At 59.8% G+C, this 19,447-nt stretch carries 16 protein-coding genes and 2 tRNA genes; 14 read left to right on the forward strand and 4 right to left on the reverse strand.

All coding sequences use genetic code 11. The features are described 5' to 3' along the window. Window positions 1-88: 88 nt before the first annotated feature. The 7 genes from hfq (at window position 89) to NR126_RS15585 (ending at window position 8,719) form a co-directional block, all read left to right on the forward strand. The gene (hfq, locus tag NR126_RS15555; protein WP_007921378.1) at window positions 89-349 is read left to right on the forward strand and encodes an RNA chaperone Hfq; all 261 of its coding nucleotides are present in this window, start codon (window positions 89-91) and stop codon (window positions 347-349) included. Window positions 350-361: 12 nt separating this feature from the next. Beyond that, on the forward strand, window positions 362-1,663 hold the full coding sequence (gene hflX, locus NR126_RS15560) for a ribosome rescue GTPase HflX (protein WP_027617531.1): 1,302 nt from the start codon (window positions 362-364) through the stop codon (window positions 1,661-1,663). A 96-nt stretch (window positions 1,664-1,759) separates the two neighbouring features. Then, window positions 1,760-2,932 carry an FtsH protease activity modulator HflK gene (hflK, locus tag NR126_RS15565; RefSeq protein ID WP_105754007.1) on the forward strand — a complete coding sequence of 391 codons (1,173 nt, stop codon included), beginning with the start codon at window positions 1,760-1,762 and terminating at the stop codon, window positions 2,930-2,932. Continuing rightward, window positions 2,932-3,801, forward strand: coding sequence for a protease modulator HflC (gene hflC, locus NR126_RS15570; RefSeq protein ID WP_256830578.1), 870 nt, complete (start codon window positions 2,932-2,934; stop codon window positions 3,799-3,801). The genes hflK and hflC overlap by 1 nt, the downstream gene beginning before the upstream one ends. Before the next feature lie 313 nt (window positions 3,802-4,114). Beyond that, a complete protein-coding gene (locus NR126_RS15575; protein WP_027617534.1) occupies window positions 4,115-5,302 on the forward strand; it encodes an ATP phosphoribosyltransferase regulatory subunit in 1,188 nt (395 codons plus the stop codon). A gap of 54 nt (window positions 5,303-5,356) precedes the next feature. Next, on the forward strand, window positions 5,357-6,646 hold the full coding sequence (locus tag NR126_RS15580) for an adenylosuccinate synthase (protein WP_027617535.1): 1,290 nt from the start codon (window positions 5,357-5,359) through the stop codon (window positions 6,644-6,646). 138 nt (window positions 6,647-6,784) lie between these two features. Beyond that, complete coding sequence (locus tag NR126_RS15585) at window positions 6,785-8,719, forward strand: methyl-accepting chemotaxis protein (RefSeq protein ID WP_105754006.1); 1,935 nt, start codon at window positions 6,785-6,787, stop codon at window positions 8,717-8,719. Window positions 8,720-8,762: 43 nt separating this feature from the next. On the opposite strand, the gene NR126_RS15590 is transcribed toward NR126_RS15585, so the two are convergent. The 4 genes from NR126_RS15590 to NR126_RS15605 form a co-directional block, all read right to left on the reverse strand. After that, the gene (locus NR126_RS15590; RefSeq protein WP_027617537.1) at window positions 8,763-10,328 is read right to left on the reverse strand and encodes an iron ABC transporter permease; all 1,566 of its coding nucleotides are present in this window, start codon (window positions 10,326-10,328) and stop codon (window positions 8,763-8,765) included. Then, the gene (locus NR126_RS15595; RefSeq protein WP_256830579.1) at window positions 10,328-11,338 is read right to left on the reverse strand and encodes an extracellular solute-binding protein; all 1,011 of its coding nucleotides are present in this window, start codon (window positions 11,336-11,338) and stop codon (window positions 10,328-10,330) included. Before NR126_RS15595 ends, NR126_RS15590 begins: the two co-directional genes overlap by 1 nt. 280 nt (window positions 11,339-11,618) lie before the next feature. Beyond that, window positions 11,619-11,705 (reverse strand) — tRNA-Leu (locus NR126_RS15600). A 165-nt stretch (window positions 11,706-11,870) separates the two neighbouring features. Next, a tRNA-Leu gene (locus NR126_RS15605) sits at window positions 11,871-11,957 on the reverse strand. 226 nt (window positions 11,958-12,183) lie between these two features. Between NR126_RS15605 and rnr the strand changes: the two genes are divergently transcribed. The 7 genes from rnr to dnaB all read left to right on the forward strand — a co-directional run bounded on the left by rnr (window position 12,184) and on the right by dnaB (window position 19,405). Next, complete coding sequence (gene rnr / locus NR126_RS15610) at window positions 12,184-14,805, forward strand: ribonuclease R (RefSeq protein ID WP_256830580.1); 2,622 nt, start codon at window positions 12,184-12,186, stop codon at window positions 14,803-14,805. Continuing rightward, entirely contained in the window at window positions 14,802-15,569 is a 768-nt protein-coding gene (gene rlmB / locus NR126_RS15615; RefSeq protein WP_027617540.1) for a 23S rRNA (guanosine(2251)-2'-O)-methyltransferase RlmB, read from the forward strand. Before rnr ends, rlmB begins: the two co-directional genes overlap by 4 nt. A 238-nt stretch (window positions 15,570-15,807) precedes the next feature. Next, window positions 15,808-16,230 carry a 30S ribosomal protein S6 gene (gene rpsF / locus NR126_RS15620; protein WP_003217491.1) on the forward strand — a complete coding sequence of 141 codons (423 nt, stop codon included), beginning with the start codon at window positions 15,808-15,810 and terminating at the stop codon, window positions 16,228-16,230. Window positions 16,231-16,258: 28 nt separating this feature from the next. Further along, a complete protein-coding gene (rpsR, locus tag NR126_RS15625; RefSeq protein ID WP_002551829.1) occupies window positions 16,259-16,489 on the forward strand; it encodes a 30S ribosomal protein S18 in 231 nt (76 codons plus the stop codon). A 36-nt stretch (window positions 16,490-16,525) separates the two neighbouring features. After that, entirely contained in the window at window positions 16,526-17,419 is an 894-nt protein-coding gene (locus NR126_RS15630; RefSeq protein ID WP_027617541.1) for a hypothetical protein, read from the forward strand. 19 nt (window positions 17,420-17,438) lie between these two features. Beyond that, complete coding sequence (gene rplI, locus NR126_RS15635; RefSeq protein WP_027617542.1) at window positions 17,439-17,885, forward strand: 50S ribosomal protein L9; 447 nt, start codon at window positions 17,439-17,441, stop codon at window positions 17,883-17,885. A gap of 122 nt (window positions 17,886-18,007) precedes the next feature. After that, entirely contained in the window at window positions 18,008-19,405 is a 1,398-nt protein-coding gene (dnaB, locus tag NR126_RS15640; protein ID WP_027617543.1) for a replicative DNA helicase, read from the forward strand. Window positions 19,406-19,447: the final 42 nt, after the last annotated feature.

Here is a 19,447-nt window from a genome sequence, read left to right on the forward strand (position 1 = left end):
CAATTGCCGTCTATCCTTGGGGGTGTGACGGCTGAAAGCTTTCTGTTTACCTATTTTTTATTATTGAATCCTTAAAGGAGTGCGACACATGTCAAAAGGGCATTCGCTACAAGACCCTTACTTGAATACTTTACGTAAAGAGAAAGTTGGGGTTTCCATCTATCTGGTCAACGGGATCAAGCTGCAAGGTACGATCGAATCCTTCGACCAGTTCGTCATCCTGCTGAAGAACACCGTCAGCCAGATGGTTTACAAACACGCTATCTCGACAGTGGTACCGGTTCGTCCAATTCGTCTGCCAAGCGCATCCGAATCCGAACAGGGTGACGCTGAGCCAGGTAACGCCTGATAGGAGTCTCCTTTGTTCTTTGAGCGCCACGGTGGTGGTGAACGGGTAATCCTCGTTCACTTGGATGGACAGGACCCTGAGGCGCGCGAAGATCCGCAGGAGTTTCAGGAACTGGCAAATTCGGCTGGCGCCGAGACCGTCGCGTTTTTTAGCGTGCCGCGTCATCGGCCAACCGCCAAATTTCTGATTGGCAGCGGCAAGGTCGAGGAACTGCGCGACCTGGTCCGTACCGAAGAAGCCGATCTGGTGATCTTCAATCACATCCTCACGCCCAGTCAGGAACGTAACCTCGAACGTGTGTTCGAGTGTCGCGTGATCGACCGCACCGGTCTGATTCTCGATATTTTCGCCCAACGCGCCCGTACCCATGAAGGCAAGCTACAGGTCGAACTGGCCCAGCTTGACCACATGAGCACGCGCCTGGTTCGCGGCTGGACCCACCTTGAGCGTCAAGGTGGTGGTATCGGCATGCGCGGCCCGGGTGAGACCCAGCTCGAAACCGACCGTCGCCTGCTGCGGGTTCGCCTGCGTCAGATCAAAGGTCGTCTGGAAAAGGTGCGCAGCCAGCGCGAGCAATCGCGACGTGGCCGTACGCGCGCGGATGTCCCAACCGTGTCCCTGGTGGGCTATACCAACGCCGGTAAATCCACGTTGTTCAATAACGTGACCAAGTCGGACGTGTACGCTGCCGACCAGCTGTTTGCCACCCTTGACCCGACCCTGCGCCGTCTGGAACTGGACGACCTGGGGCCGATTGTGCTGGCAGATACCGTGGGTTTCATTCGTCATCTGCCGCACAAGCTGGTCGAGGCATTTCGGTCTACGCTCGAAGAGTCGAGCAACTCCGACCTACTGCTGCACGTGATCGATGCGGCCGAGCCTGATCGGATGTTGCAGATCGAGCAGGTCATGGTGGTACTGGGCGAGATTGGTGCCCAGGACTTGCCGATCCTCGAGGTCTATAACAAACTCGATTTGCTGGATGGCGTTGAGCCGCAAATCCAGCGCGACGAGAACGGCAAGCCCCAGCGGGTATGGCTTTCGGCGCGCGACGGTAGCGGTCTGGAACTGCTGGAGCAGGCAATAGCCGAGTTGCTGGGTGGCGATTTGTTTGTCGGCACCTTGCGCTTGCCGCAGCGTTTTGCTCGACTGCGTGCACAGTTCTTTGAGCTGGGTGCCGTACAGAAAGAAGAACACGACGAAGAAGGCACTTGTTTGCTGGCCGTTCGTTTGCCACGAGTCGAACTCAATCGACTGGTGAGCCGCGAGGGAATGCAGCCGCTGGAATTCATCGAGCAACACACTTTGCAATAAAAGCCTGAAAAAGCGGTTGTGCCGCTGTGACAGGCATTCTGTAGCATTGGTCGGCGCGCCGTGGGTGCGTCTTTGCTTTATCAGATGGAGAGCGCTATGGCTTGGAATGAGCCGGGTGGCAACTCGAATAATCAGGATCCCTGGGGTGGCAAGCGCCGTAATAACGGCGATCGCAAGGGTCCACCAGATCTCGACGAGGCCTTCCGAAAGCTGCAGGAAAGCCTGAATGGGTTGTTCGGTAGTGGCAACAAACGTGGTGGTGATGACGGCGGCAAGTCAGGCAAGGGCGGCGGTTACGGCCTGCTCGGCTTGGGCCTTGTCGTGTTGGCAGCTGTCTGGCTGTACAGCGCGGTCTACGTCGTCGACGAGCAGGAGCAAGCCGTGGTGCTGCGCTTCGGCAAGTACTACGAGACCGTTGGCCCGGGCCTGAACATCTACCTGCCGCCGATCGACAAGAAGTACATGGAAAACGTCACGCGTGAGCGTGCCTACACCAAGCAGGGTCAAATGCTGACTGAAGACGAGAACATCGTCGAAGTACCGCTGACCGTGCAGTACAAGATCAGCAACCTGCAGGACTTCGTGCTGAACGTCGACCAGCCGGAAATCAGCCTGCAGCACGCGACCGACAGTGCCTTGCGTCATGTGGTGGGTTCGACCGCCATGGACCAGGTGCTGACCGAAGGTCGTGAGCAGATGGCCGGCGAGATCAAGGAGCGTCTGCAGCGCTTCCTCGATACCTACCGCACCGGTATCACCGTCACCCAGGTCAACGTTCAGAGCGCAGCGGCACCGCGTGAAGTCCAGGAAGCCTTCGATGATGTGATCCGCGCCCGTGAAGACGAGCAGCGTTCGCGCAACCAGGCTGAAACCTACGCCAACGGTGTTGTGCCGGAAGCCCGTGGTCAGGCCCAGCGCATCATCGAAGATGCCAACGGCTACCGCGATGAAACGGTTTCCCGCGCCAAGGGTGAGGCTGACCGCTTTACCAAACTGGTCGCCGAATACCGCAAGGCCCCTGAAGTGACCCGTGAGCGTCTGTACCTGGACACCATGCAGGAAGTCTTCAGCAACACCAGCAAAGTCCTCGTGACCGGCAACAAGAATGGCCAGAGCAATCTGCTCTACTTGCCGCTGGACAAGATGATCGACAGTGGCCGCAGCACCAGCGCTCCGGCGACCAATACCGCAGCCAGCAGCAATGAAGCGAATACGCGTGCCGCAGCCGATCTGCAGCAACAGCAAGCACGTACCAGGGAGAGTCGCTGATGAGCAATAAATCGCTGATCGCCCTTATTGTTGGCGTCGTCGTGGCGATCGCTGCCTGGAACTGCTTCTACATCGTGGCTCAGACCGAGCGCGCGGTGTTGCTGCAGTTCGGTCGAGTGGTCCAGGCTGATGTCCAGCCGGGACTGCATGTGAAAGTGCCCTACGTTAACCAGGTGCGTAAATTTGACGCACGCCTGATGACACTGGACGCACCGACACAGCGCTTCCTGACGCTGGAAAAGAAAGCGGTCATGGTCGATGCCTATGCCAAGTGGCGAGTGAAAGATGCCGAGCGCTTCTACACCGCGACTTCCGGCCTCAAGCAGATTGCTGACGAGCGTTTGTCGCGCCGTCTGGAGTCGGGCCTGCGCGACCAGTTCGGTAAGCGCACCCTGCACGAAGTGGTGTCTGGCGAGCGTGATGCGCTGATGGCGGATATCACCGCTTCGCTGAACAAGATGGCGGAAAAAGAGCTGGGCATCGAAGTCGTCGATGTTCGGGTCAAGACCATAGATCTGCCGAAAGAAGTGAACCGCAGCGTGTTCGAGCGTATGAGCACCGAGCGTGAGCGTGAGGCTCGCGAGCACCGCGCCAAGGGTAACGAGCTGGCAGAAGGCATTCGTGCTGACGCTGATCGTCAGCGCCGCGTACTGTTGGCTGAAGCCTATCGTGAATCCGAAGAGGTTCGCGGTGATGGTGACGCCCAGGCTGCAGCGATCTACTCCAAGGCCTACGGCCAGGACCAGGAGTTCTACGGCTTCTACCGTAGCCTGCGCGCCTACCGTGAAAGCTTCGCGAACAAATCCGACGTCATGGTCCTCGACCCAAGCAGCGACTTCTTCCGTTACCTGGAAAAGGCCAAGCCTTGATACGACGTTGACCTGAATCACTCCGCCCGGCGGCTAAAGCATCGGGTGGGGTGATCCTTTGGGAAAACGTGTGTATGATGCGGCAGCCGGGAAATTCCCGGCTTTTTTGCGTCTGCACGTTTGATTGTTGTTTTTGCTGCAGAACATCGGGTTGAATGGCCCGACAGTTTTTCGAGGAAAGTGGTTGGCGAGGCCGGAAACCGGCGTGTCGCTGCGTCGTTCTTGCGCGTGTGTTTTGAACGCCCCGACCATTTTCTGCTTCACTCAAGGCTCGCCCTAGGGTTGGCCGCCCGCATCAAAGGGGAATGGCGTAATGGCAACGGTAGACCGCTGGCTGCTGCCAGATGGCATCGAAGAAGTACTGCCACCGGAGGCGGCGCGCATTGAAGTAGCGCGTCGCCAGGTGTTGGATCTGTTCCAGAGCTGGGGTTACGAGTTTGTCGTGACTCCCCATATTGAGTACCTGGAATCCTTGCTCACTGGCGCAGGCCAGGACCTCGATCTGCGCACCTTCAAGGTCATCGACCCGCAATCGGGTCGGCAGATGGGCTTCCGTGCCGACATCACGCCGCAAGTGGCGCGCATCGATGCGCACACCTTGCGTCGTGAAGGCCCGAGCCGCCTGTGCTATGCCGGTAGCGTGCTGCATGCGCAGCCGCGTGCCTTGTCGACCTCGCGCAGCCCGATCCAGCTGGGCGCCGAGTTGTACGGCGATGCCAGTCCTAGCAGCGACGTCGAGGTGATCAGCCTGATGCTGGCCATGCTGCAACTGGCCGATGTGCCGGACGTGCACATGGACCTAGGGCATGTCGGCATCTATCGTGGCCTGGCTCGTGCGGCTGGCTTGTCCGGTGAAGTCGAACAGCAGTTGTTCGATGCCCTGCAACGCAAGGCCATCGACGAGGTCATTACCCTGACCGAAGGCTTGCCGGCTGGTCTGGCAGGCATGCTGCGCTCGCTGGTCGAACTGTGTGGCGGTCGCGAAGTGCTGGTTGCAGCCCGTGAGCGCCTGGCCCATGCGCCGGCGCCGGTCATCGCCGCTCTGGATGATTTGCTGGCGATTGCCGAGCGTCTGTCCGTGCGCTTCCCCGAGCTGCCGCTGTACTTCGATCTGGGCGAGCTGCGCGGCTACCACTACCACACCGGTGTGGTGTTCGCCGTGTTCGTCCCGGGCGTTGGCCAGTCCATTGCCCAGGGCGGTCGTTACGACGACATCGGCGCCGACTTCGGTCGTGCCCGTCCGGCAACCGGCTTCTCCACCGATTTGAAAACCCTGGTGACCCTGGGGCGTGCTGAGATCGAGCTACCGTCTGGCGGTATCTGGATGCCTGACAGTACGGATGCGGCACTCTGGCAGCAGGTTTGCCAGTTGCGCAGTGAGGGTCAGCGTGTTGTCCAGGCCTTGCCTGGGCAGCCTTTGGCCGCCGCCCGTGATGCGGACTGCGACCGGCAATTGATCCAGCAGAACGGGCTTTGGCAAGTATCGCCACTGGCCTCTTGAGTTTTCCTGCCGGCCGTGGCCGGCACCAAGTTTGCGCGAATGAGGACAAGTGTTATGGGTAAGAATGTCGTAGTCCTGGGCACCCAATGGGGTGATGAGGGCAAAGGCAAGATCGTTGATCTGCTGACCGAACATGCTGCCGCCGTAGTGCGCTACCAAGGTGGCCACAACGCTGGCCACACACTGGTGATCGACGGCGAAAAAACCGTCTTGCACCTGATCCCGTCAGGCGTGCTGCGCGAAGGCGTGCAGTGCCTGATCGGCAATGGCGTGGTGGTTGCACCTGACGCCCTGCTGCGCGAGATCACCAAGCTGGAAGAGAAAGGCGTACCGGTGCGTGAGCGCCTGCGTATCAGCCCGTCCTGCCCGCTGATCCTGTCCTTCCACGTTGCGCTGGACCAGGCGCGTGAGAAGGCCCGTGGCGAGCTGAAGATCGGTACTACCGGTCGCGGCATCGGCCCGGCTTACGAAGACAAGGTTGCACGTCGTGGCCTGCGTGTGGGCGACCTGCTCAACATGCCGCGCTTTGAAGACAAACTGCGTGAGCTGGTGGATTACCACAACTTCATGCTGGTGGGTTACTACAAAGAGCCGGCCATCGAGTTCGACAAGACCTTGGCCGAGTGCAAGCAATACGCTGAGCTGCTCAAGCCGCTGATGCTGGACGTGACCGCCGAGCTGCACGACCTGCGTCGTGCTGGCAAAGACATCATGTTCGAAGGCGCCCAGGGTTCCCTGCTGGACATCGACCACGGCACCTACCCGTACGTGACCAGCTCCAACACCACGGCTGGCGGCGTTGCTACCGGTTCGGGCGTTGGTCCGATGTTCCTGGACTACATCCTGGGTATCACCAAGGCTTACACCACCCGTGTAGGCTCGGGTCCATTCCCGACTGAGCTGTTCGATGACGTCGGTGCGCACCTGGCCAAGCAAGGTCACGAGTTCGGTGCAACCACTGGCCGCGCCCGTCGTTGCGGCTGGTTCGACGCCGTTATCCTGCGTCGCGCTATCGATGTGAACAGCATCTCGGGCATCTGCCTGACCAAGCTGGACGTGCTCGACGGTCTGGAAACCATCAACATCTGCGTCGGCTATAAAGACGCAGAAGGCAATGCCGTTGCCCCGACTGACGCTGACAGCTATGTCGGCCTGCAGCCGGTGTACGAAGAAGTGCCGGGTTGGACCGAATCGACCGTGGGCGCCAAGACCCTGGAAGAGCTGCCAGCCAACGCCCGTGCTTACATTAAGCGTGTCGAAGAGCTGATCGGCGCGCCGATCGACATTATTTCGACAGGTCCTGACCGCATCGAAACCATCGTTCTGCGTCACCCGTTCGCTTGATAAGTTGTTGATGTAAAAAACAAAGGGCCCTTCAAAGGGCCCTTTGTCGTTTCTGCCTGCCGGGCGGCATGACCTTTGCTGTGTTTATCTCTTCGCGAGTGCTGTCAGTTTAATAGCACCGAAGCAGGGGGATTTACCGTGTCTGCCGTTCTCTCACTGTTACAAAGCCGTCTATTGCGGCCCGTGTTCGTTACCCTTGGTATCGCCCTTTTGGTGCAGGTCGTGGTGGCTGTCGCCCTTACCCGGAGCACCGTGACGGCCCTGGAGGCGGATCTGGCATCGCGCCTTGGCGCTGATAGCCAGAAGCTGTCTGGCGAATTGGAGCAGGCCGGGCGTGAAGTCACCTCAAGCCTCGACAGCCTCTCAACCAGCACTCGACAACGCCTGACAACCGGTTTGTCCTCGCGACTGGAAGACGAGCAGGCGCAACTGCGTGCCACGCTGGAAAAGGACCTCAAGGACTCTGCCAATGACATGGCGCAACTCCTGGCATCGGTTGCACCCAGGGCCATGTGGGACAACGACGTTCCGACCCTGTCCGAATTCGCCCGCCGCGCCCAGCGCAATCCCAACGTGCTGTTTGTGGTGTACGACGACGCCACTGGTCAGCATCTGACGCGCTACCTCAATCGCGAAAATCCGATCAATAAGGCCCTTTTGGAAAAGGGCCGGGGCGAGCGGGCGCTGGACAAGGTGCTGGATGCGGCGAAAAACGATCCTTCGGTGTATTACGTCGAGGCATCGATCAATCCCAATGGCGTGGAAATCGGCAAGGTCTTGATGGGAGTGTCCACGGCGTCCGTGGAGGCTGACCTGGTGGCGCTCGACAAGCGCTTCTCGGCGTTAATCGCCAGTAGCGATCAACTGGTCGGCGATAGCCTCAAGGGCGCTGCGGCTGATAGCGCGACCGCCATGCGTTCCCGTCTGCAGTCGGCGCAATCGACGGCAACTGAAATGAAGGCCAATACCGCCAGTACCGTGCAGGAGGCTGCTGCGACCTTGCGCTGGCGGATCGGCCTGGCGCTGGCACTGGTGGGCTGCGGGGTGTTGCTGCTGCTGGCTGTGGTGCTCGGGCGGCGGGTGGTCAATCGTCTGAAGTTGCTGATCGTGGCGATGGATGATCTGGCGGCAGGTGAGGGCGACCTGACCAAGCGCGTGCAAATCAACAGCAAGGACGAGATCGGTGACATGGCGTCGGCGGTCAATCGCTTTGTCGACAAGTTGCAGCCCATCGTGCGGGAGGCGGGTGATGTGGCCCTGCGTACCGGAGTCGAAATCGGTGCGCTGACCCAGCGCAATGCCGGGGCTGACGCAGCGGCGCAAACCCAGCGTGATGAAGTCGCGCAAAGCCTTCAGGCGTTGTCGCGAATGGCTGACGAAGCACAGGCTGAAAGCCAGGCCATGCAGGCGGCCTTGCAGCAAGTGGTGGACATTCGCCAGGCCACTGATGAAAACACCCGCACTTCTGCACAGGTGGGGAGCCTGATCGAAGCTCTGGCCGGGCAGGTAGACACCGGGGCCAAGGTGATCGAGCGCTTGGCGCAGCAGAGCGAGCAGATCGAGGTGGTGCTAGAGGTGATCCATGGGATCGCCGAGCAGACTAACCTGCTGGCGCTCAACGCCGCCATCGAAGCGGCGCGGGCCGGTGAGACCGGACGTGGGTTCGCGGTAGTGGCGGATGAGGTTCGCGCGCTGGCGAGCAAGACGCAAAGTTCCACCGGCGACATTCAGGCGCATATCGGTGCGCTGCAGCAGGGCGCTCGTGAGGCAGTGGCGGCCATTGGTCAGGCTGGACGCCAGGCTAGCGAAGGCCTGCTGGTGTTGCGCGACAGTGCGCGGCTGCAGCAGTCAGTCCAGGCGTCGGTCGAGCAGGTGCATGCGGCCATCGGTTTGGCTACTCAGGCGGCAGAGCACCAGGCCAAAGGCGCGCAAGCAGTGCGTGGGCGGGTGCAGACCATCCATGCCCAGGCCGAGAAGGCTGCCCAGGCGGTGGAGCAGACCACCGCCAGCGGCAAGGTGCTGGACGGTCTGGCAGCGCAGTTGAAAGCGAGCCTGGGCCAGTTCAGGGCTTGATCGGTTGTGAGTGCCGACCCTTTCGCCGCCCGCGAAGGCGATTTCAGCGGCTCAAATACATCCGCGTCGTCAGTAGATACACCGGCAACCCGGATACCAGAATCAACAGCGCTGCATAGGGCGCCGCTGCCGCGAATTCGACATTGGCGGTATGCGCCCAGACTTCGGTCGCCAGAGTGTTGAGACCGGTCGGGCTCAACAGCAGGGTGGCTGTCAGCTCCTTCATCGCATCGAGAAACACCAGAGCAAAGGCTGCGCCGAGCGCTGGAAAGATAATCGGCAATGTTATCCGGACAAACGCGGTAAACGATGAGGCGCCGAGGGTGCGGGCGGCTTCTTCCAGTTGCGGCGCGGCCTTGTTCAGGGCGGTGCGGATCGGTGCCTGGGCCAGGGGCAGGAACAGCAGCGCGTAGGCAATCAGCAGCAGGGCCGAGGTCTGGTACAGCGCCGGCACATAGTGCAGGGCGAAGTACACCAGGGTCAGGGCGATCACTAGGCCGGGCAGGGCGTGCAGCAGATAGGGCAAGCGTTCTGCCCAGAGTGCCAGGCGTCCCTTGTAGCGCACCACCAACAGGCCGACCGGCACCGCCAGCACCAGGCACAGCGCGGCGCCGCCCAGGGACAGCGCCAGCGAAGACAGCAGCGCCTCGCCAATGGCTGCCACAGGGAATGCCGCTGAGGAGCCGACCGCCAGCCAGTACACCAGCATGCCCAAGGGGATGCCGCTGCCGATGACCGTCAATAGTAGGCAGTAGAGCTGTCCCAATGGCGCCCAGGCACCCAGTCGAACCTGCTCCGCGTGCCGTGCCGCGCCCTGGCCGATTCGCACATGGCGCCCCTTGCCGCGCACCCGCAACTCCAGCCACAACAGCATCAGGCACAGCGCCAGCAGCACGGCAGAGAGCATCGCGGCGTTGGCGTTGCTGAATTCCAGCTCGAACTGTTGGTAGATCGCTGTGGTGAAGGTTTGCAGGCCGATGATCGACAGGGCGCCGAATTCCACCAGCATGTGCAGGGCAATTAGCAAGGCGCCGGCCAGCAGCGAGGGCCAGAGCAATGGCAGGGTGATTTTGAAAAACACGCCCCAGCGGTTCAGACCGAGGGTGCGCGCCGATTCTTCAAGGGCTGGGTCGAGATTGCGCAGGGTGGCCGCCACCGGCAGGAAAATCAGCGGGTACTTGGACAGGGTCATCACCAGTATCGCCCCGCCCAGGCCTTCGAAGCTGGCACTCAGGGACACCCAGGTAAAGCTGCTGACGAAGGCCGGAACGGCGAACGGCAGGCACAGGATCACGCCCCACAGACGCCGGCCGGGCAGATTGCTGCGCTCCAGCAGCCAGGCCAGTGACAGGCCGATCAATGCGCTGGCGATGGTGACACCGAGCATCAGTAGCAGGGTGTTGCGCAGCAGGCCGAGCACGTACGGCCGCCATAACAGGTGCACCGCCTCCTCCCAGCCCGCCTGCCAGGCCTTGAGGCCAACGTACAGCAGCGGCAAGAGGCTCAGGCAGACCAATAGCAGTACCGGCAATAGCAGCCAGATCGAAGGTCTTTTGCGCCCGGGGACAAAGCCTGGGCGCGAGACGGAGGCGGGCAGCAATGCGCTCATCAGTTCAAGCCAACTTCACGTTCCAGCTCCAGGGCTTCTTCGGCGTTGCCAAGGTTGGCCGGCGTGACTTTCGGCGCTTCCAGCTCGCTGAATGGCTTGAGTCCGCGATCCGATTCCATGCCTTTGTGCAGCGGGTACTCGGCAGTGGTCTGGGTAATCACCCGCTGGCCTTCTTCGCTGGCCATGTAGGCGAGCAGTTGTTGGGCCTCTTGGGGATGCTTGCTGGACTTGAGCACGGCAGCGCTGGATACGGTGATCAGGCCGCCGACGTCGCCACCGGTGAAATAGTGCAGCTTGGAGTCGAGCTGGCCTTTCTCCCGTTGCAGGGCGAACCAGTAGTAGTTGTTGACCAGCACCGTGGCCACTTCGCCGTTTTCCACGGCCTTCAGCGCCACCATGTTGTTGCTGTAGGTCTTGCCGAATGCGCGCAGGCCAGTCAGCCATTCCTCGGCGGCCTCCCTGCCGTGCAGCTTGATGATTGCTACGGCTTGCTCCTGAAACGCGCCGCTGGTAGGGACAAAACCGACTTTGCCTTGCCATTGTGGATCGGAAAATTCCATCACTGACTTGGGCAGGTCTTTTTCATCGATCAGTTTCGGGTTGAAGGCGACGACACGGACTCGGGCGGTCACACCGATCCAGGTGCCGTTGCTGGCCACGTAGTCCTTGGGCAGCACCGCGAGGGTGGCGTCGTCGGCCTTGGCCAGAAGGCCCTGTTCGCCGAGTTTGTTCAAGGGTGGGGATTCTTCGGTGTAAATCACGTCGGCGGGGGAGCGGTCGCCTTCTTCGACGATCTGGCTGGCGAGCTGGTTGCTGCTGCCCTTGCGAACGTTGACGTGGATTCCGGTCTTGGCTTCGAAGGCTTTGGCGACGGCGTCGCCGACTTCCTTGTGCTGACCGTTGTAGAGCGTCAGGGAAACCGGATCGGCGGCCTGGGTAAGCGGGGAGGCCAGGGTCAGCCCCAGCAGCGTGATGGTCAGGCCGCGGCGCAGGGTATTTCGAAACATCATTCGCAGGGTTCCTCACTGTCGCATTGCAAAAACTTGCAACAATGATAAACGATATTGTTTCTCAAGTGCGCCTTGCGTGGTGGCACTGCTTGTTGTAGGAGTGAGCTTGCTCGCGTAGAACCCGAGAGCGCCACTGGCATTCCGGATGTACGCGTTATCGTTGACGTTCTTCGCGGGCGACCGCTCCTGCAAGGGCGGGTATTTTCAGGAGGGCGGAAACGCAAAAACCCGCTTTCGCGGGTTTTTGTGAGATTCAAGATCGTAACCTTGAATTTGAAATTGGTGCCCAGAAGAAGACTCGAACTTCCACGACCGTAAGGTCACCAGCACCTGAAGCTGGCGTGTCTACCAATTTCACCATCTGGGCAGTATCAGCAACGTTGCCGCTGTTGATGTGGCGAACTATACGGAGCACTGTTTGATCTGTAAACCCCTGATTTGATAAATATTTATCAGAGGCTGAAAATGCAAAAACCCGCTTTCGCGGGTTTTTGTGTGAGCCTTGAAATTGAACTAATCTCAAGCTCGAAATTGGTGCCCAGAAGAAGACTCGAACTTCCACGACCGTAAGGTCACCAGCACCTGAAGCTGGCGTGTCTACCAATTTCACCATCTGGGCAGCATCGGCAACGTTGTCCGTCGTCGATGGCGCGCACTATACGGAGCGACAAATTAACTGTAAACCCCTGTCATCAAAAAAACAGGTAAATTTTGCTAAATGGTGCCAGGCGGTGCATGCGTCTGAGGTGGGAAGGGGCTTTTAACGGCTTCTATAGCCCGAAATTTCCCGTTTCAATACGCGTATGCCAAACTAACCCGCATATAGACAAGGTGAAAACTCTCTAATGGCCGATTGGCAGTCCCTCGATCCCGAGGCCGCTCGTGAAGCGGAAAAATATGAAAACCCTATCCCTAGCCGCGAACTGATCCTTCAGCACCTGGCTGATCGTGGTTCGCCTGCTGCTCGCGAGCAGCTAGTCGAAGAGTTTGGTCTGACCACCGAAGACCAGATCGAAGCCCTGCGCCGCCGATTGCGCGCCATGGAGCGCGACGCTCAACTGATCTACACCCGCCGTGGTACCTACGCACCCGTGGACAAGCTCGACCTGATCCTGGGCCGCATCAGCGGTCACCGTGACGGTTTCGGCTTCCTGGTCCCGGATGACGGCAGTGACGACCTGTTCATGAGCCCGGCGCAAATGCGCCTGGTGTTCGATGGTGACCGTGCCCTGGCGCGGGTTTCCGGCCTGGACCGTCGCGGTCGCCGTGAAGGTGTGATTGTCGAAGTGGTATCGCGTGCCCACGAAACCATCGTCGGTCGTTATTTCGAAGAAGGTGGCATTGGTTTCGTCGTTGCCGACAACCCGAAGATCCAGCAGGAAGTGTTGGTCACCCCGGGTCGAAATGCCAGCGCCCAGATCGGCCAGTTCGTCGAGGTGAAGATCACTCACTGGCCAACACCGCGCTTCCAGCCGCAAGGCGATGTGGTCGAGGTCGTGGGTAACTACATGGCGCCGGGCATGGAAATCGACGTTGCCCTGCGCACCTACGATATTCCCCACGTCTGGCCTGAGGCAGTGCTCAAGGAAGCGGCCAAGCTCAAGCCGGAAGTTGAAGAGAAGGACAAAGAGAAGCGCATCGACCTGCGCCATCTGCCGTTCGTCACCATCGACGGCGAAGATGCCCGCGACTTCGATGACGCGGTGTACTGCGAGTCCAAGCCAGGCAAGCTGCGCCTGTTCTCCGGCGGCTGGAAGTTGTACGTGGCGATTGCCGACGTTTCCAGTTACGTGAAGATCGGTTCAGCGCTGGATGCGGAATCCCAGGTGCGCGGCAACTCGGTGTACTTCCCCGAGCGTGTGATACCGATGCTGCCTGAGCAGTTGTCCAACGGCCTGTGCTCGCTGAACCCACATGTCGATCGCCTGGCCATGGTCTGCGAGATGACCATCTCCAAATCCGGCGAAATGACCGACTACTGCTTCTATGAAGCGGTTATCCACTCTCACGCACGCCTGACCTACAACAAGGTCAGCGCCATGCTCGAGCAGCCGAAAACCACCCAGGCACGCCAATTGCGTGGCGAATACACCGACGTAGTGCCGCACCTCAAGCAGCTTTACTCGCTGTACAAGGTGTTGCTGGGCGCCCGTCACGTACGCGGTGCGATCGATTTCGAAACCCAGGAAACCCGGATCATCTTCGGCTCCGAGCGCAAAATTGCCGAAATTCGGCCGACCGTGCGTAACGATGCCCACAAGCTGATCGAGGAGTGCATGCTGGCGGCCAACGTGGCCACTGCCGAATTCCTGAAAAAGCACGAAATCCCTGCGCTGTATCGGGTCCATGATGGTCCGCCGCCGGAGCGTCTGGAAAAACTGCGCGCCTTCCTTGGCGAGCTCGGCCTGTCCCTGCACAAAGGCAAGGACGGCCCATCGCCGAAGGACTACCAGGCTCTGCTGGCCAGCATCAAGGATCGTCCGGACTTCCATCTGATCCAGACCGTGATGCTGCGCTCCCTGAGCCAGGCGGTGTATAGCGCTGATAACCAGGGCCACTTTGGCCTGAACTACGAAGCCTATACCCACTTCACCTCACCGATTCGCCGTTACCCGGACCTGCTCACGCATCGGGCGATTCGCAGTGTCATACACTCGAAAATGGACACCCCGCACGTCAAACGTGCTGGCGCGATGACCATTCCGAAAGCGCGCATCTATCCGTACGACGAGGCGACGCTGGAGCAACTCGGCGAGCAGTGCTCGATGAGTGAACGCCGTGCCGACGAAGCCACTCGTGACGTGGTGAACTGGCTCAAGTGCGAGTTCATGAAGGATCGCGTGGGTGAGTCATTCCCTGGTGTGATCACTGCAGTGACCGGTTTTGGCCTGTTCGTTGAACTGACCGATATCTACGTCGAGGGTCTGGTTCACGTCACCGCCTTGCCGGGCGACTACTACCACTTCGATCCTGTGCATCACCGTCTGGCGGGTGAGCGTACCGGTCGCAGCTTCCGTCTTGGCGATACCGTTGAAGTGCGGGTCATGCGTGTCGACCTCGACGAGCGCAAGATCGACTTCGAGATGGCAGAAAAAACCATTAGCGCACCGATCGGTCGCAAAAAACGTGGCGCCGAGACCACTGCGCCGGCAGCCAAAACGGCAGCGGAACCTGCGCCAGAGCGAGGCGGTCGTCGCGGCCCAGCCAAGGAAAAGGCCTCGGATGCCTACCGTCCAAGCGATGCTGCGGCGAAAAACGCCGAAGTGCGCAAAAGCCGGGAAATGAAGCAGGCCTTGCTCGCCGAAGCAAAAAGCAGTGGCAAAGCAGCGGTCGGTGGTAAGTCCGGGCGTTCGACCACTGAAAAGTCTGGCGCCAGCAAGCCGACCAAACACCGCAAGGGTCCGCCAAAGGCGGGCTCCGCTCCAGCCAAGAGCGGCGGGGCACGTAAACCTAAGGCCAAGTCATGAGTCAGTTGGAAAAAATCTACGGCGTGCATGCCGTGGAAGCATTGCTGCGTCATCACCCAAAACGTGTGAAGCAGATCTGGTTGGCCGAAGGCCGTAGCGATCCGCGGGTGCAGACCCTGGTCGAGCTGGCCGGCGAAAACCGCGTCGCGGTGGGCCAGGCCGAGCGCCGTGAAATGGACGCCTGGGTCGAAGGCGTGCACCAGGGCGTGGTGGCTGAAGTCAGCCCGAGCCAGGTCTGGGGCGAGGCAATGCTTGATGAATTGCTGGATCGCACCGAAGGCGCGCCGCTGTTGCTGGTGCTCGACGGTGTGACGGATCCGCACAACCTCGGCGCCTGCCTGCGTTCGGCCGATGCGGCCGGTGCGCTAGCGGTCATCGTGCCGAAGGACAAGTCGGCTACCTTGACTCCGGTTGTACGAAAAGTCGCTTGTGGCGCAGCGGAAGTCATTCCGTTGGTGGCTGTGACCAACCTCGCGCGCTCCCTGGAGAAACTGCAGCAGCGCGGCCTGTGGGTTGTCGGCACAGCAGGCGAGGCCGAGGTCAGCATTTATGACCAGGACCTGACCGGCCCGACCATCCTGATCATGGGCGCTGAAGGCAAAGGCATGCGCCGTCTGACGCGCGAGCATTGCGACTATCTGGTCAACCTGCCGATGGCGGGTAGCGTCAGCAGTCTGAACGTATCCGTGGCAACGGGTGTGTGCCTGTTCGAGGCTCAGCGTCAGCGCGGTGCAAAAGCCAAGGCTGCAGCCAAAAAGTCCTGATTTGGTCGCGCGCCCCCTGTAGGAGCAGCCCGGGCGGCGCTCCTGCAAGGGAATTGCATATTGCAGGCTGCTCAAATATTCACCAATTACCTTGCACCTCTCCCGCCCCTTCTCTACAATTGCGCCCCTTGCTGTGACGGCAGGCACGCATGTGTCCATCGCCGGCAAGTCCATAAGTGTCATTCACTCCTTGTCTGACCGCTTTTGAGCGGCAGGCTACAACCCGTAAGGAGCATTCATGCGTCATTACGAAATCATCTTTTTGGTCCACCCGGATCAAAGCGAGCAAGTCGGCGGCATGGTTGAGCGTTACACCAAGCTGATCGAAGAAGACGGCGGCAAAATCCACCGTCTGGAAGATTGGGGCCGTCGCCAACTGGCCTACGCAATCAACAATGTTCACAAGGCTCACTACGTGATGCTGAACGTTGAGTGCACTGGCAAGGCCCTGGCCGAGCTGGAAGACAACTTCCGCTACAACGATGCAGTGATCCGTAACCTGGTCATCCGTCGCGAAGAAGCCGTTACCGGCCAATCCGAGATGCTCAAGGCTGAAGAAAACCGCAGTGAGCGCCGTGAGCGTCGCGACCGTCCTGAGCACGAAGGCGCTGAAAGCGCTGATAGTGATGACAGCGACAACAGCGATAACGCTGACGAGTAATCCACGGACCTTTTAAGGAGCCTATCAAATGGCACGTTTCTTCCGTCGTCGTAAATTCTGCCGCTTCACCGCTGAAGACGTGAAAGAGATCGATTACAAAGATCTCAACACTCTGAAAGCCTACGTATCCGAGACCGGCAAAATCGTTCCAAGCCGCATCACCGGTACCAAAGCTCGTTATCAGCGTCAGCTGGCCACCGCTATCAAGCGCGCCCGCTTCCTGGCCCTGCTGGCCTACACCGACAGCCACGGCCGCTGAGACCGGGCAGTCGATACGTAGCAAAGGATTGAATGCATGCGTGCCATAGCTGAGTTCATCATGCGCGGCCGTATGCAGGCCACTCTGGTAGTGGCTGGATGTGCAGCATTGCCGTTGTTGTATTGGTTGGGTGCTGCCGCCGGGAGCCTGGTGCTCCTGCGGCGCGGATTGAAGGACGCCGCTGGCGTTCTTGCTCTGGGAATGCTGCCAGCATTGATTTGGTGGCTGTATTCCGATGATCCACGGGCGCTCATGGTGCTGCTGGGATCGTCGGGCCTTGCGTTGGTTTTGCGCGCAAGCGAGTCCTGGAACCGCACGCTGCTGGTCAGCGTAGCGATGGGAGTGGTGTTTTCAGTGGTGCTGGGTGCGGTTTACCGCCCTCACATCGAGATGCTGGCGCAGGAACTGGTAAAGATTCTGCCGCTGGCCCTTGGTGACCTCTACCAACAATTGTCGGAAGAGGAGCGAGCGCGTCTCGCCGCCCTGATTGCTCCGGTCCTGACCGGCCTGATAGCGGCCTTGCTGCAAATCGTCAGTGTGCTGAGCCTGATTGTCGGGCGCTACTGGCAGGCGTTGTTGTACAACCCCGGTGGTTTTGGTCGCGAGTTTCGCGCCATTCGAATCCCGCTGGGGCCAGCGATGTTGCTGCTGGCGTGCATGCTTCTGGGGCCGAACTTCGGTACCCAGATGGCCATGCTGACGCCGTTGTGCAGCGTACCGCTGGTGTTCGCCGGGCTGGCCCTGATTCATGGGCTGGTGGCTGAAAAGCGACTGGCCAAGTTTTGGCTGGTGGGGTTGTACGTAACGCTGTTGCTGTTTATGCAGCTGATCTATCCGTTGCTGGTGGTCCTGGCCATTGTCGACAGCCTGATTGATTTTCGCGGTCGTTTGACGCCGAAAGACGTCGATAGCGCGAACGGTGAAGGTTAAAAGTTAAGAGGATTTCCACATGCAACTGATCCTTCTGGAAAAAGTCGCCAACCTGGGCAACCTGGGCGACAAAGTGAACGTTAAGGCTGGTTACGGCCGTAACTACCTGCTGCCTTACGGCAAAGCTACCGCTGCGACCGCTGCCAACCTGGCTGCGTTCGAAGAGCGTCGCGCTGAGCTGGAGAAAGCTGCAGCAGACAAGAAAGCATCGGCTGAAAGCCGCGCTGCCCAACTGGCCGAGCTGGAAGTGACTATCACTGCCACCGCTGGTGACGAAGGCAAGCTGTTCGGTTCGATCGGTACTCACGACATCGCTGACGCACTGACCGCCTCTGGCGTTGAAGTTGCGAAAAGCGAAGTTCGTCTGCCGAACGGCACCATCCGCAACGTAGGTGAATTCGACGTAGCTGTGCACCTGCACGCTGAAGTTGAAGCCACCGTACGCGTTGTCGTGGTAGCAGCTTAAGCAGTACTTGTCGGCTGGCACCCTCGGGTGCTTGTCGGTAACATCGGGCACGATCCTGTTTTCAGGTCGTGCCCTTTGTTTTTCTGCAGTTCCTGATTTTCTCAATCTGATTCCAAGTGGCCATGAACGATATCTCCGCTCCTGAGCAATACGATCTGCAAACCGCCGCGCTGAAAGTGCCGCCACATTCCATCGAGGCCGAACAGGCTGTACTCGGTGGTCTGATGCTGGACAACAACGCCTGGGAACGCGTGCTCGATCAGGTATCGGACGGTGATTTCTATCGTCATGACCACCGCCTGATTTTCCGTGCGATCGCCAAGCTGGCCGATCAGAACATGCCGATCGACGTCGTGACCCTGGCCGAGCAATTGGACAAGGAAGGGCAGACCTCGCAAGTCGGCGGCCTGGGTTACCTGGGCGAGCTGGCAAAAAACACGCCATCGGTTGCCAACATCAAGGCCTACGCCGCGATCGTTCGCCAACGTGCGACCTTGCGCCAATTGATCGGTATCAGCAACGAGATCGCCGACAGCGCCTTCAACCCGGAAGGGCGTACGGCCGAAGAAATCCTCGATGAAGCTGAACGGCAGATCTTCCAGATCGCCGAGGCCCGGCCGAAAACCGGCGGCCCGGTGGGTGTCAACGACCTGTTGACCAAAGCCATCGATCGCATCGACACCCTGTTTAACACCGACAACGCGATTACTGGCCTGTCCACCGGTTACACCGACCTCGACGAGAAGACCAGCGGCTTGCAGCCCGCAGACTTGATCATCGTCGCCGGTCGTCCATCGATGGGTAAAACCACCTTTGCGATGAACCTGGTAGAAAACGCCGTGTTGCGCAGCGATAAGGCTGTTCTGGTTTACTCGCTGGAGATGCCAGGCGAATCGCTGATCATGCGTATGCTCTCCTCCCTGGGGCGTATCGACCAGACCAAGGTCCGTTCCGGCCAGCTGGAAGACGACGATTGGCCGCGCCTGACCTCGGCGGTCAACCTGCTGAATGATCGCAAGTTGTTCATCGACGATACTGCCGGCATCAGCCCCTCGGAAATGCGCGCCCGAACCCGTCGTCTGGCGCGTGAGCACGGTGAGATCGGTCTGATCATGATCGACTACCTGCAGTTGATGCAGATCCCAGGCTCCGGTGGCGATAACCGGACTAACGAGATTTCCGAGATATCCCGATCCCTGAAAGCCCTGGCCAAAGAGTTCAACTGCCCGGTGGTGGCGCTGTCGCAGCTCAACCGTTCCCTGGAGCAGCGTCCGAACAAGCGCCCGATCAACTCCGACTTGCGTGAATCCGGAGCCATTGAGCAGGACGCCGACGTGATCATGTTCGTGTACCGGGACGAGGTGTATCACCCGGAAACCGAGCACAAAGGCATTGCTGAAATCATCATCGGCAAGCAGCGGAACGGCCCGATCGGCTTTGTTCGGTTGGCGTTCATCGGCAAATACACGCGCTTTGAGAACCTGGCGCCGGGTAGCTATAACTTTGATGACGATGAATAAGTTGTCTAGTGCCTGAAAGGGCCCCCTCGTGGGCAAGTCGGA

It is taken from the genome of Pseudomonas sp. Pse1 (assembly GCF_024519635.1).
GTDB lineage: Bacteria > Pseudomonadota > Gammaproteobacteria > Pseudomonadales > Pseudomonadaceae > Aquipseudomonas.

Coding starts and splice junctions, on each gene's coding strand:
- NR126_RS15630 (WP_027617541.1), top strand. CDS start 16,526: ATGCGTGCCATAGCTGAGTTCATCATGCGCGGCCGTATGCAGGCCACT.
- rlmB (WP_027617540.1), top strand. CDS start 14,802: ATGAGTCAGTTGGAAAAAATCTACGGCGTGCATGCCGTGGAAGCATTG.
- hflC (WP_256830578.1), top strand. CDS start 2,932: ATGAGCAATAAATCGCTGATCGCCCTTATTGTTGGCGTCGTCGTGGCG.
- rpsR (WP_002551829.1), top strand. CDS start 16,259: ATGGCACGTTTCTTCCGTCGTCGTAAATTCTGCCGCTTCACCGCTGAA.
- rplI (WP_027617542.1), top strand. CDS start 17,439: ATGCAACTGATCCTTCTGGAAAAAGTCGCCAACCTGGGCAACCTGGGC.
- rnr (WP_256830580.1), top strand. CDS start 12,184: ATGGCCGATTGGCAGTCCCTCGATCCCGAGGCCGCTCGTGAAGCGGAA.
- NR126_RS15580 (WP_027617535.1), top strand. CDS start 5,357: ATGGGTAAGAATGTCGTAGTCCTGGGCACCCAATGGGGTGATGAGGGC.
- hflK (WP_105754007.1), top strand. CDS start 1,760: ATGGCTTGGAATGAGCCGGGTGGCAACTCGAATAATCAGGATCCCTGG.
- dnaB (WP_027617543.1), top strand. CDS start 18,008: ATGAACGATATCTCCGCTCCTGAGCAATACGATCTGCAAACCGCCGCG.
- NR126_RS15595 (WP_256830579.1), bottom strand. CDS start 11,338: ATGATGTTTCGAAATACCCTGCGCCGCGGCCTGACCATCACGCTGCTG.
- rpsF (WP_003217491.1), top strand. CDS start 15,808: ATGCGTCATTACGAAATCATCTTTTTGGTCCACCCGGATCAAAGCGAG.
- NR126_RS15575 (WP_027617534.1), top strand. CDS start 4,115: ATGGCAACGGTAGACCGCTGGCTGCTGCCAGATGGCATCGAAGAAGTA.
- NR126_RS15590 (WP_027617537.1), bottom strand. CDS start 10,328: ATGAGCGCATTGCTGCCCGCCTCCGTCTCGCGCCCAGGCTTTGTCCCC.
- hfq (WP_007921378.1), top strand. CDS start 89: ATGTCAAAAGGGCATTCGCTACAAGACCCTTACTTGAATACTTTACGT.